Below are 12731 nucleotides of genomic sequence, written 5' to 3' on the forward strand. Positions count from 1 at the left end.
AAGGCGATTTAAGCACATTTTAACCAATTTTTCAATAATTATATCCTCATTTTAAATTTTTAAAAGATGTGGGTAATCAGTAGGACTTAAGTCACTAGCTAATAGGAAAACTGACAATCCTGCTATTTAAGTAAGCCCTAATCCTCTCCAACCGATATCCGAAGACCAACACCCAATTACTAATACCTCTTAATCTGCTCTGTATTCCGTGGCTGGTCTCCTGACCAGTCCATTTTCCCGTGTGAACCTGTGGACTGGTCAGGAGACTAGCCATGGGAGCAAGCCTTAATTCTCTGCAACCGATAACCGAAGACCAAAAGCTGACAGCCACCACCACTAATACCTCTTAATCTGCTCCATAATCTTAATTTGTTGTAAAACTTCTTCTGGTTTTATCAGTAATTCAGCTTTTCCAGTAATGGCTTCATAAAGATTTTGGAAAAGTAGTCCCCAATCGCCTTTCTTTGTTTCAATAGTTCCTCGGAAATGTAAACCATTAATATCTGTATTAATAATGCCCGAATTACTTTCAGATTCAATTCCGAAAGCATCCATATTTGGCATGATGCCTGCTTTTAGATGGTCTTCTTGCATATCAATTCCATACTTTACAAAAGAACCTTTTGTACCATACAAAATATATCTTGGGCCTTCTTCACGAACTAATAAGCTCGATTTTAAGGTAACTTTCAATTTACCATAGTTAAGCCTGATATCGAAAGAATCATCAATCTCAGAACCTTCTCTTTCCGTACAAGTTTCGCCCCAAACTTGTTGCGGAACGCCAAAAAGTACTATTGCTTGGTCGATGATATGTGCACCTAAATCGTACAAGATTCCATTAGCCGCATTATTAGTTTCTTTCCATTTTTTAGCATTCAAAATGGGCTTATAGCGGTCATAGTGTACTTCATAGCTTAGTAAATCTCCTAATAAACCCTCTTCAATTACTTGTTTAACGGTCATAAAGTCGCTATCAAAACGACGATTCTGATAAACAGAAATAACTTTACCTCGTTCTTTAGATAATTGTATCAATTCTTCTGCTTCACTGGCCGTAGCCGTAAAAGGCTTTTCTACCAGTACGTGTTTGTTGGCCAGTAAACATTTCTTCGCAAATTCGTAGTGTGTAGCATTTGGCGAACAGATACTAACTAAATCAATGGTATCATCAGCTAATACTTCTTCTAAACTTTTGGCGACTTGAACGTCAGGAAAAAAATCTTTAGGATTCTGACTGTTTGAAACAATCGTTTTAAGATTGAAATTAGGATTTACCGAGAAAAATGGGGCTTGGAGGTATCTGCCAGATAAACCAAAACCAATAAGAGCAACATTGAGCATTATTAATTGGGATTCTGTTTATAAATCAATTTCAACAAAAATAAGCAAAAAACAAGCAAAGTCTACTCGCGGTTATCATTGGATATTGCGTTTAATTTTTGTTCATCTATACCTCATTTGCTAAATTATCAGACAATTAGCAGATATTTCATTATGGTTCTAGTAAATTTGTAGTCTTATAACAAAACAACTATTAAGAACTTTAAAAATAACGGTATAACCAATGTTAAATCTAGTCTTATTCGGCCCTCCGGGTGCAGGTAAAGGAACACAGTCAGCTAAATTAATTGAGAAGTATCAGTTAGTTCATATTTCTACAGGCGATATGTTTCGCATGCACATTTCTAATAATACTGAACTCGGGCAGCGCGTGAAACAAATCTTAGCTGATGGGCTTTTAGTACCTGATTCAGTGACGATTGATATGTTAGAAGAAGAAGTAAAAAACAATCCTGAAGCAAAAGGTTTTATCTTTGATGGATTTCCACGTACCGTGCCTCAAGCAGAGGCATTAGATGCATATTTGACCAAAAACGGACAAAAAATCAATGGCGTAGTTCAGTTAGATGTAACTGAAGAGGAAATTAAAAATAGAATTGCTGAAAGACAAAAAGTGTCAGGTCGTGCAGATGACGATGCTGATAAATTGTTGAAGCGTATTGACGAGTACTTCTCGAAAACAGTCCACGTATTACCTTATTATGAAGCACAAGGCAAAGTGTCTAAAGTAAACGGAATCGGAAATATCGAAGAAATTTTTACTAATATCTGTACTGCAATTGATGCAGTAAAATAATTTAAAATGGGGTAATTTGTAGTGATTTTGTAGTTCTGCGAATTACCCATTTTAAATCAATCAATAATAATTAAATATCATGGCATCCAACTTCATTGACTACGTAAAAATTAACGTCCGTTCGGGCCACGGAGGAAGCGGTTCAAGCCATTTCCGTCGTGAAAAACACGTACCTAAAGGTGGTCCAGATGGTGGTGATGGCGGCCGCGGAGGACACGTTGTATTAAGAGGGAACTCGCAACACTGGACTTTGCTCCACTTGAAATACCAAAAACATATTTTTGCTAAAGACGGAAAAGGTGGCGAAGGCGGACGCCGTTCGGGACTTCAAGGAGAAGACGCAATTATTGACGTTCCATTGGGAACAATCGTAAAAGACCCTGAAACAGGAGAAGTATTAGCAGAAGTTACAAAAAATGGCGAAGAGGTAATTTTGCTAAAAGGCGGAAGAGGTGGTTTAGGTAATACCAATTTTAAATCATCAACGAATCAAGCTCCACACTATGCTCAGCCGGGTGAAGTAGGCGAAGATATGTGGGTTGTATTAGAACTTAAAGTATTAGCAGATGTTGGTTTGGTGGGCTTCCCGAATGCAGGGAAATCTACGTTGCTTTCTGTAATGTCTGCGGCTACTCCTGAAATTGCAGATTATCCTTTTACAACCCTTGTTCCAAACTTGGGGGTTGTGGCTTATCGTAATTTCAAATCATTTATCATGGCTGATATTCCTGGAATCATTGAGGGGGCAGCGGAAGGAAAAGGTTTAGGAACCAGATTTTTAAGACATATCGAGCGAAATTCTATTTTGTTGTTTATGGTACCAGCTTCTGTAGAAAATATTGAAGAAGAGTATCTTATACTCCTGAATGAATTAAAAAAATATAATCCTGCTTTATTGGATAAAGAAAGAATTTTGGCTATTTCTAAAATGGATTTAGTACCAGATGAAGAAGACAAAGCCAGAATTTTAAAGCAGATTCCTGATAACATCCCTTACGTCTTGATTTCGTCAGTGATGCAACAAGGTCTGACAGAATTGAAAGATTTATTATGGACAACTTTACAGAATGCACAGCCTGAGGTTATTGAAAGTGAAAGTCCAGAAGAGTCTACAGAAATTGATTTTGAGTAAATTAACCTTTATCATCTACATTTAGCTTCAGGGCTGAATGTAGATGACTTTACCTGTTTTATCTTCATACATTACCGCAATCGATGGTAATTATATCAACATGATAATTATGAAAAAAAGCTGTTCATATCTTGTAATGATGTGGTTAATCTTATCATTTACGATATCGTCTGCTCAAACGCCTACAATTACGGCAACGGGTGTTTATAACTGTACTGGCTTAGGTACGTCTCAACTTACGCTTCCTAGTGGCTATGCCGTTTATGAATGGTATAATTCAAGTAATGTTTTGGTGGCATCTACACAAACTTACACAGCAGCTACAGGAACTTATACCGCCAAAGTAAAGCAAACTGCGGTTGGTTCATATATTGTAGTAAGTGCTTTTACGGTAACACAGATTGTGCCAACTGCCCCAACTATTACACCACCTAGTGATGTCCTAACGGCGATTTGTGGAGTAAGTAGCAGGAATATTGTAGCCAGTGGCGCTACTAATTATGATTGGAAAAGAGATGGCGTTTCTACGACAATCACTACAGCCACTTTGTCCGTAACAGGTAGTTCTGTGACTACCCCTGGCACTTATGCCTATACTGTTTCTACCACGAATAGTGTTACAGGTTGTACCTCAACTAGTACTGCTGTGAGCTTAAAAGTATCTCCCAAACCAACAACGCCTGTCATTACTCCACTTACACCCAATCTAATTTGTGGAACAGACTCAAAAACATTAACGGCTACAACAGGAGGGGCTAGTTATACTTGGAAAAGAGATGCTACGATTCTTAGTGCTTCAACAAACACGTTAACAGTTACTGGAACGGATGTACCGACAGGTACATATAATTATAAAGTAGTACTTCAAAATGCAGTAGGGTGTGTTTCTGATACCTCTGCATCGGTGAGCTTAAAGGTATCTCCAAAGCCAGCAACACCAGTAATTACCCCAGTTACTCCTAATTTAATTTGTGGAACAGACGCTAAAACATTAACCGCTACTAGTGGTGGAACAAGTTATTTATGGAAACGAAATAATACGATACTTAGCTCAACAATAAATACACAAGTCGTTACTGGAACGGATGTTTCAGTAGCTGGTACATACAATTATAAAGTAGTGCTTACCAATGCTGTAGGCTGTACTTCAGATACTTCAGTAGCAGTTGCGCTAAAAGTTTCTCCGAAACCTAGCAGACCTGTAATTTCGGTTCCTGATACCAATGCGGTTTGTGGCGTAAGTACTAAAACATTGACAGCAACCGCTGATGGTAGTACCTATACTTGGAAGAGAGATGCTACTATATTATTATCAACCATCAACACTTTGACCGTTACAGGAAATGATGTTTCGGTAGCGGGTACTTATAATTATAAAGTTGTTCTTCAAAACTCAGTAGGTTGTATCTCAGATACTTCTTTAGCGGTGGGAGTAAAGGTTTCTCCTAAACCTACAAAGCCGTCTATTGCTGCAGTAGATACCAATGCCATTTGTGGTGTAGGTACTAAAACGCTTACAGCAACGAGTGGCGGAACATCGTATGTTTGGAAAAGAGATATTACAGAATTGTCAAGTTCTAAAATAAATACCTTGTTGATTACAGGAAATGATGTAACGACTGCAGGAACATATAGTTACACAGTAGCTTTAATCAATTCAGTTGGTTGTATTTCTGATGCTTCTACGGGGGTGAGTTTGAAAGTTTCTCCGAAGCCAGCTAAGCCTACTATTACGCCCGACACAAGCATAACATTAGTATGTGGAACAGACTCTCGTATTCTAAAAGCGACTAGTGGAGGAACGTCTTATAGTTGGATTGTCGGAAGTAAAACGCTCACAGGCTCTACCAGTAGTGCTATTACAGTAACGGGGCGAGATACTTCTTCGGCTAATGGAAGCAGTAACTATACTTATACGGTTGCTCTAAAAAATTCAGTGGGTTGTGTTTCTGACTATTCTACAGGCTATACGTTGCAACTGTTTCCTTCTATTCCTGCAAAGCCAACGATTACGGCTGGCGGTGTAACAACTTTTTGTGAAGGTGGAAATGTGACGCTGACTTCATCTTATACGACTAATTCGAACGTTTGGAGTTCTACCACTGCAATAGATACCACTACTTCAAAAGCAGTAGGATTGGTAGTTACAAAAACAGGGATTTATACAGTAAAAGCTAAAGATGCAAATGGATGTGTATCGCTTGTCTCAGATGCCAAATTGGTTACTGTCAATCCAAATCCAACAGCACCTACTATATTAGAGGGAACAGCAGTAAGTATTTGTGAACTTGAAAGCAAAACTTTAACAGCTAATGATAAAGGCACTGGTGTATATACGTGGAATACTGGTAGCAAAACAAAGAGTATCACCGTTAGTACGGCAGGAAGTTATAGTCTTACCTTTACTGATGCTAATACTTGTACTTCTAAACCATCTGTAGCTACAGTGCTTACGGTAAATCCGTTGCCAGCTAAACCAACCATTTCAATTATCCGCCCTGCGGAGTTTTGTGATGGCGATTCTACGGTATTACGTTCATCAACGGCTTCAGGATATATTTGGAGTACCAACCAAACCGTTGGGCAAATCATTGTTAAGGAATCAAAGACTATTTCAGTAATTGCGGTTTCAGACAAAGGTTGTAAATCAAAAGATGCTTCCGACCCTGTTGCGGTTATTGCCAACCCTTTACCTGCTACACCAACTGTCGTAGCAAATGGGCCCTTGATTTTCTGTCCAGATTCTACGGTTACACTATCGTCTTCGGTAATAGGTAATGAATATACGTGGACGAATATAAGTAGTAGCATCGTTTTTGGAAAAACTCAATCTGTAATAGTTGGAGAAGCAGGAGAATATGCTGTACAAGCGATTAGTGTGAAGAAATGTATTTCTAAGATTTCAAAAAGTGTAAAAGTATCTGTGCGAGAAGCACCACAGCCAGCGAGTATCTTGGCTTCACCTATTGCTACTTTCTGTAAAGGTGGAACAGCCACATTAAGAGCACTAATAGCAAATGGAAATGTGGATAGATATAGCTGGAGAGATGAAGATACTAAAAAAGAGATTGCCACGACAGCAGCTATCACAACAGATACGTCGGGAAGATATGCTGTAAAAGTAAGAGATACCTTTGGATGCTTTTCGGCCTATTCAAAAGTATTGAAAGTTACCGTGAATCCATTACCTGCTAAACCAACATTGAGAATAGTACGACCAAAGATTTTCTGTGATGGCGACAGTACTTTATTAGAAGCAAGTTTGCCAACTACTACTACCAATGGATTGAAAAATGTATATCAATGGACAGTCGATGGGTTATTACAAACTGGCATCAGCGGTAGAACATTTACATGGAAAAAAGCTAATGGCATAGGAGTAGCCGTAATTGATACGAATGGATGTAAATCTGTAGCGAGTTCGGATACCATCAAAACAACCGTCAATCCACTACCAGCTGCACCATCTATCACCCTGAGAGGAGCCAATCCTTTTTGTGCAGACAAAAGCGTTTCTTTAACAGCGATAGGAGTACAGGCAAGTAGTTATAAATGGAGTATTTCGAATAGTACGGCTAGCACTATTACGGTAAATTATGCTGGCGATGTAACAGTACAAGCTGTTAGTGCTTTTTCATGTTATTCAAAATCATCACAGCCCATTACTTTAAGTGTATATCCATTACCAGCAACACCACAAATTAGTGCTACGGGGAATCTTACTTTTTGTGATGGTGGTAGTACTGTCTTAGCGACTGCAAATACTAATAAAGCCTATTGGTATAAAAGTACCAACGATTCGCTAGGGAATGGTACAAACAATACTTTTGTAGTGAATAAATCAGGAAACTATTTTGCAAGAGTAGAAGATAAAAACTTCTGTCTGTCGGCGCCATCGAATGCTATTACAGTAGATGTTCGTTCGCTTCCAACTACGCCAGTGATTTCACAAGCTGGAGCTTTCTTTTTAGTAGCTCAAAGTTCTGGAGACGAAAATGGCTATATATGGAAATATAACGGAGAAGAACAGAAAAGCTTTATTACAAATACCATCAAAGTGAAAAAGGATGGTAATTACCAAGTACAGGCAAGTAAAATATATAATCAAGTGGCTTTGCCAAGTGGTAGTCTGATGTGTTATTCACAACCGTCATTAGTGTATAAATATACGCAGGATTTGACTTTTGAAGGAATGAACGTTTATCCAAACCCAAGTGCTACGGGTGATATTACGATTCAAGTTGTTGAAGATTTGATAGGTGCTGATGTGTCAGTGTATACAATGGATGGAAGACTGATTGAGACATTTAAAGTCAATAAATTTGATACGCCAAGAACGCTTAAACTGAGTGGTTCTATAGGAAATATTTATTTTATCAAACTCAAAACAGATAGTTTTGAAAGAATAAAGAAAGTAGTCGTAACGCAATAGCGAAGTTTTGAGTGATGAGTTGTCATAATATCAGTTGATACAAAAAAGCGGTCAAAATTAATTTTTTGACCGCTTTTTTGTGATTGATGTTCTCCGAATTCCTACTGTTTGAGCGAAGCGAGTTTAGGAATTCTTGATTTTTTTGTTACTTTTTGCATCAAGGCAAAAAGTAAGGACGAGAATAAATTCAAAAACCTTAGAAATCGTCTGAAACACTTTCTTTTAAATAGAAATTATAGGTTTCATTTATACATCACAAATTAAAACACCTTGTTTTAATGAAGCGATTTTATCAGATTTTGCAGGAATGAACTCTTGTCCGATGAATCCTTTATAACCAGTATCAAGGATAGCTTTCATAATAGCTGGATAATACAATTCTTGCGTATCGTCAATTTCATTTCTACCCGGAACGCCACCTGTATGGTAGTGTGAAATATATTGATGATATTTTTTAATCGTAGCAATTACGTCGCCTTCCATGATTTGCATGTGATAAATATCATAAAGTAATTTGAATTTATCTGAGCCAACCATCTCGCACAAAGCCGCACCCCAATCAGTATGGTCACATTGATAATCCTTGTGGTTTACTTTTGAATTCAGCAACTCCATCGTGATGGTTACATCATGTTTTTCTGCTGTTTTCATGATTCTCTGTAAACCTTTTTTACAGTTGATTAATCCATCTTCATCGCTTAATCCATTTCTGTTTCCAGAAAACGTAATTAAGTTTTTAACACCCGCCTTAGCTGCTTTCGGAATCAAATCTTCATATAATGCCACGAGTGCATCATGATTCTTTACATTGTTGAAACAGCTAGTTAAGCCCATACCATTTCCCCATTGGTTACCTTCTGGCCACCCGATGGCTGATGTTAAATCATATTTTTTCAAAATTTCCCATTCCGAAGGACCTGTCAACTCAAGGCTTTGCATACCAATATCTTTGGCAGCTTTACAAAGGTCTTCAAATGGAATAGAGCCATAACACCAACGACAAGCAGAGTGATTTACTCGACCTTTCAATGCGGCACCTATCTGTGTGTCTGCCGCTTCAATTCGATTACTGAGCGAAGAAGTTAGCATGGTTGCAGTTACCGCACCGACTCCCTGTAGAGCCGCTCGGCGTGAAAAAGTTTTTCCCATAGTTTTTTAAAAGTCCTGAATTAGAATTAAAGAGTATATCTAAACTAGATTATACTCAAATTCGATGGAATTTAGGGGATTTTTTTGAAAAAACAATCCTGCAACGTATAGTTTTATGAATGCCAAGTTTTCATCATGTGTAATGTATCATAAGCGGCCTTTTGATTGTACTCAAAAGCTAAGCTTTTGTAGTTAACTAAATCTACAATGGTACCGATAAAACACAAACCACCTGTGAAGAAATAGAGAATTCCCATTCCGATTTGGTCAGTTAAAAAACGCTGAATACCTGCAAAACCAAAGAAACCGATTACAGTTGTTATCAAAATAAGGGTAGTATCCCTGCGTTTGTTTTGATACATCATGATAAAGGTCTTTTGTTGGTCTTCAGACATATCTTTGATTAAACTTTGGATAAACATTGCTTCCTCAGCCTCAAGGTTCGAAAGCATCATCATTATGTTGGGTGTCATTTTCTTGTATGTTTAAGTTTAAATGTTGGTAAGTATATTTTAGTAAAGTGATAATTCTGGCAACGATAACAATTACAGCAAAAATTCCAAGTGGGTGACTGTCAAATGATTGTTGTAAATTTCCATGAAATAAAAATGAAATAGCATGACCTAATCCACAACCCGGACAAAATGAAAATCCTAAGTTTTTTATCGGACAAAAACTAAAATGGTTTTCGTGTGGATTATCAAGAAACAACCAGATTAATCCACTAATCCAAAACAAGAGTTCGATATTTAATTTCCGTATCATTGTGAATCAAAGGTGATGGATATTTTCTGATAATAGCTATAATTCTACACAGAATGTCTTTTTTAGGGGTGGATAATGTGTTTTGTAGGATGAATTTAATTTTAGGTAGTAAATCGGAAAATTATGCAACATAATCAGAAACTAATATAAATACTTATCATGTTGAAAATACGTATCTTTGTGAGTCCTTTTAGCATTCGGCTATCAGTGTTTGTTTTACTATAAGATTTAATATTAGATACATAGACATTTTCTTTAAATATTTTAGCCGAAAGCTGATTGCCGACGACTGAAAGCTTTACTTTTAAAGCTCATTATGAAAAAAGTACTCATACGCATATTTTGCCTTTTGATGGCCTTCCAAGTGCTTTTCGCAAGCGTTGGATTTGCTATGTATGAGCATCTTTGTAAAATAAGCGGAAAAAGTAATTATATGCTTTCTCAGCCTAAGCGTAGTTGTTGTGCTAAAAAAGCTAAGATGACAGAACATTCATCAAAGCTTAGTATCAAAAGAGCTAAATGTTGTTCAGATTCAGTTACTCATTATAAAATCACGCCAAATGCATCACAGGGAATTAGTATAGACTATAAAATTCCTTCTTTAGCATGGATAATTGAAACACCCATTTTTTATACTTTTACGTGGGTAGCTCAATCTGTTTCTTTCAAAATCTCTCATTATTATAATACCGCACCCCCTTTATTTGGACGACTCCGCCTTATCTTTATTCAGTCCTTTCTTATTTGATTTTTGTTAGAATATCAAACGCTATCTTTTGTGGTATTGCGTTATCTAATTGTGTTGATAACTCAAAAACCTTAGTCGTTTTAATATTTTAATATGAAAAATCATGAATTCTATTATAGTTTCAAAAATATTCTCTAGGCTCATTGTACTGATAATCACCAATGTAGTGTTGTTTTCACCATTATTTGCTCAGAGCGGCGAAACAGTTAGAGGCATAGTCCAAGAGAAAAAAACTGATGGCAAAACAGAAGTCATCATCGGTGCTACCCTTCGTTGGCAAAATGCCCAACGAGGAACCACCACCAATGAAAAAGGAGAGTTCTCTATCAGTAAAGAATCTCAAAACCATCAATTAATCGTTAGTTCTGTCGGGTATAAAACCGATACGCTGATGGTACATTCATTAGACTTCTTAGAGATTAATCTTATCCCCATAAATGCCAATTTATCTGAAGTTGTTGTAAAAGCGGAGGCTAGTGCTATGGATAGAATGAACCCTATTCATACCGAAATCATTACTTCGAAAGCCCTTGCCAAGGCCGCTTGCTGTAATCTGTCAGAAAGTTTTGAAACCAATGCTTCGGTGTCTGTTAGTTATGCTGATGCGGTAACGGGTGCAAAGCAAATTCAATTATTAGGGCTATCGGGTAATTATATTCAAACGAATGTGGAAAATATTCCAGCTATTCGTGGCTTGAACAGCACGTTCGGACTAAACTATATTCCCGGCACTTGGATTTCTTCGATTGATGTGGGCAAAGGAGCGGGTTCAGTAATAAGTGGCTATGAATCTATGACGGGAGCATTGAATGTAGAATTGGCCAAACCAGATGTTGCCGAAAAATTGTATTTGAATACTTATTTGAATAGTCAGGGTAGAGGAGAAATCAATCTTTCTTTAGCCAATAAAATCAACGAAAAATGGTCTGTAGGTTTACTCACGCATGGGAGTACTTTGCAGACTAAATTGGATAAAAACAAAGATGGTTTTTTAGATTTGCCACTTTATACCCAATACAATGCCATTAATCGTTGGAAGTACCAAAGTGATAAAATGATGGCTTTGTTTGGTGTAAAAGCATTGTATGAAGACCGTTTGGGTGGACAAGTAAAATTTAATCCAGATACAGACCGCAATATGCCAAATGCTTATGGTTTTGGAAGTACCACAAAGCGCTACGAATTTTTTAGTAAAACCGCCAAGCTATATCAAACTAAGCCCTATCAGGGCTTAGGGCTTATTATCAATGGTTTGTACCATGATAACCAGTCGTATTTTGGGTTTAAAAACTATACAGGTACTCAAAAGAGCATATATGCCAATTTAATTTATCAAAATATATTAGGCAATACCAACCACCAATACAAAACAGGAATAAGTTACCTGTTGGATGATTACAATGAAAAGTACTTAGATTCTACCTTTAAAAGAACAGAATCTGTACCGGGTGTTTTTGTAGAATATACAGAAACCATTCCTGAAAAATTAACGCTTGTAGTAGGAGGTAGGGTAGATTTTCATAATTTGTATGGTACTAGGTTTACACCTAGAATACATGCCAAATATGATATTACATCTGACCTTCACCTACGTCTTAGTGCAGGGAAAGGTTGGAGAATGCCTAATGCGATTGCCGAAAATTTTGGAATGCTAGTGAATTCGAGGCAATTGGTTGTACCTGAAATCATCCGACCAGAAGAATCTTGGAATTTTGGAGCGAGCCTGAGTAACGATTTTTATCTTTTTGGAAAGAAAGGAACAATTATTTTAGATGCCTATAGAACGAACTTCCAAAATCAATTAATCGTAGATATGGAAAATGCTGATTTAGTTCGTTTTTATAATTTAAAAGGGCGTTCGTTCTCTAATAGTTTTCAGGCAGAAGTAAATTATGCACCCAGTAAACGTATCGAAACTAAATTAGCTTATCGCTTATTTGATGTTAAAAACGACGTACTGACTCCAGCGGGTGAGCTTACTTTATTACCAAAACAGTTTGTTAATCGCGAGCGAGTGCTATTTAACATTGCGTATGCCTTGCCTTATAATAAATGGAAAATAGATTTTACTTGGCAATGGAACGGCAAGCGTAGGATTCCTGACACTGCCGAAGGACATGTGCATTCTGTGACGTCTCCATCGGTATTTGCTCCTGCTTTTTCAAATATTAATGCACAAGTGACAAAGGCTTTCTTGAAATGGGAAATGTATGTTGGAGGCGAAAATCTCAATAACTTTACACAGAGCAATCCTATTATTGCAGCGAACGACCCTTTCGGAAAGAATTTTGATGCTTCAATGGTATGGGGGCCTGTTATTGGACGAATGGTGTATGTGGGGATGCGTTATAAAATTAAATAAGAG

Annotated in this window: 9 protein-coding genes; 5 read left to right on the forward strand and 4 right to left on the reverse strand. The window is 37.3% G+C overall.

Going from position 1 to position 12731, the window contains the following annotated elements; translation table 11 throughout:
• Positions 1-336: 336 nt before the first annotated feature.
• Positions 337-1344: a Gfo/Idh/MocA family oxidoreductase gene (locus tag J2Y60_RS00005; RefSeq protein WP_309913101.1), complete on the reverse strand. Its 1008-nt coding sequence runs from the start codon at positions 1342-1344 to the stop codon at positions 337-339.
• A gap of 223 nt (positions 1345-1567) precedes the next feature.
• On the opposite strand from J2Y60_RS00005, the gene J2Y60_RS00010 reads away from it, so the two are divergent.
• The 3 genes from J2Y60_RS00010 (at position 1568) to J2Y60_RS00020 (ending at position 7704) form a co-directional block, all read left to right on the forward strand.
• Positions 1568-2140: an adenylate kinase gene (locus J2Y60_RS00010; RefSeq protein ID WP_309913098.1), complete on the forward strand. Its 573-nt coding sequence runs from the start codon at positions 1568-1570 to the stop codon at positions 2138-2140.
• Positions 2141-2216: 76 nt separating this feature from the next.
• The gene (obgE, locus tag J2Y60_RS00015) at positions 2217-3272 is read left to right on the forward strand and encodes a GTPase ObgE (protein ID WP_309913122.1); all 1056 of its coding nucleotides are present in this window, start codon (positions 2217-2219) and stop codon (positions 3270-3272) included.
• 109 nt (positions 3273-3381) lie between these two features.
• Positions 3382-7704 carry a T9SS type A sorting domain-containing protein gene (locus tag J2Y60_RS00020; RefSeq protein ID WP_309913096.1) on the forward strand — a complete coding sequence of 1441 codons (4323 nt, stop codon included), beginning with the start codon at positions 3382-3384 and terminating at the stop codon, positions 7702-7704.
• Between the two features lie 246 nt (positions 7705-7950).
• Here J2Y60_RS00020 and J2Y60_RS00025 read toward each other — a convergent pair whose 3' ends face one another.
• From J2Y60_RS00025 to J2Y60_RS00035, 3 genes are all read right to left on the reverse strand, one after another.
• Entirely contained in the window at positions 7951-8853 is a 903-nt protein-coding gene (locus J2Y60_RS00025) for a TIM barrel protein (protein WP_309913094.1), read from the reverse strand.
• A gap of 113 nt (positions 8854-8966) precedes the next feature.
• Positions 8967-9326: a TM2 domain-containing protein gene (locus tag J2Y60_RS00030; RefSeq protein WP_309913091.1), complete on the reverse strand. Its 360-nt coding sequence runs from the start codon at positions 9324-9326 to the stop codon at positions 8967-8969.
• Positions 9289-9618 carry a DUF2752 domain-containing protein gene (locus tag J2Y60_RS00035; RefSeq protein ID WP_309913088.1) on the reverse strand — a complete coding sequence of 110 codons (330 nt, stop codon included), beginning with the start codon at positions 9616-9618 and terminating at the stop codon, positions 9289-9291. Before J2Y60_RS00035 ends, J2Y60_RS00030 begins: the two co-directional genes overlap by 38 nt.
• Positions 9619-9934: 316 nt before the next feature.
• Between J2Y60_RS00035 and J2Y60_RS00040 the strand changes: the two genes are divergently transcribed.
• Both J2Y60_RS00040 and J2Y60_RS00045 read left to right on the forward strand, forming a co-directional pair.
• Positions 9935-10366, forward strand: a complete 432-nt coding sequence (locus J2Y60_RS00040; protein ID WP_309913085.1) for an HYC_CC_PP family protein — start codon at positions 9935-9937, stop codon at positions 10364-10366.
• Positions 10367-10469: 103 nt separating this feature from the next.
• On the forward strand, positions 10470-12728 hold the full coding sequence (locus J2Y60_RS00045; RefSeq protein WP_309913081.1) for a TonB-dependent receptor domain-containing protein: 2259 nt from the start codon (positions 10470-10472) through the stop codon (positions 12726-12728).
• Positions 12729-12731: the final 3 nt, after the last annotated feature.

It is taken from the genome of Arcicella sp. BE140, from assembly GCF_031456255.1.
Classification (GTDB): domain Bacteria; phylum Bacteroidota; class Bacteroidia; order Cytophagales; family Spirosomataceae; genus Arcicella; species Arcicella aquatica.

Bases quoted from the DNA above. Each gene is read 5' to 3' on its own strand.
- J2Y60_RS00035 (WP_309913088.1), bottom strand. From the start codon at position 9,618: ATGATACGGAAATTAAATATCGAACTCTTGTTTTGGATTAGTGGATTA.
- J2Y60_RS00030 (WP_309913091.1), bottom strand. From the start codon at position 9,326: ATGACACCCAACATAATGATGATGCTTTCGAACCTTGAGGCTGAGGAA.
- J2Y60_RS00040 (WP_309913085.1), top strand. From the start codon at position 9,935: ATGAAAAAAGTACTCATACGCATATTTTGCCTTTTGATGGCCTTCCAA.
- J2Y60_RS00020 (WP_309913096.1), top strand. From the start codon at position 3,382: ATGAAAAAAAGCTGTTCATATCTTGTAATGATGTGGTTAATCTTATCA.
- J2Y60_RS00025 (WP_309913094.1), bottom strand. From the start codon at position 8,853: ATGGGAAAAACTTTTTCACGCCGAGCGGCTCTACAGGGAGTCGGTGCG.
- J2Y60_RS00010 (WP_309913098.1), top strand. From the start codon at position 1,568: ATGTTAAATCTAGTCTTATTCGGCCCTCCGGGTGCAGGTAAAGGAACA.
- J2Y60_RS00045 (WP_309913081.1), top strand. From the start codon at position 10,470: ATGAATTCTATTATAGTTTCAAAAATATTCTCTAGGCTCATTGTACTG.
- J2Y60_RS00005 (WP_309913101.1), bottom strand. From the start codon at position 1,344: ATGCTCAATGTTGCTCTTATTGGTTTTGGTTTATCTGGCAGATACCTC.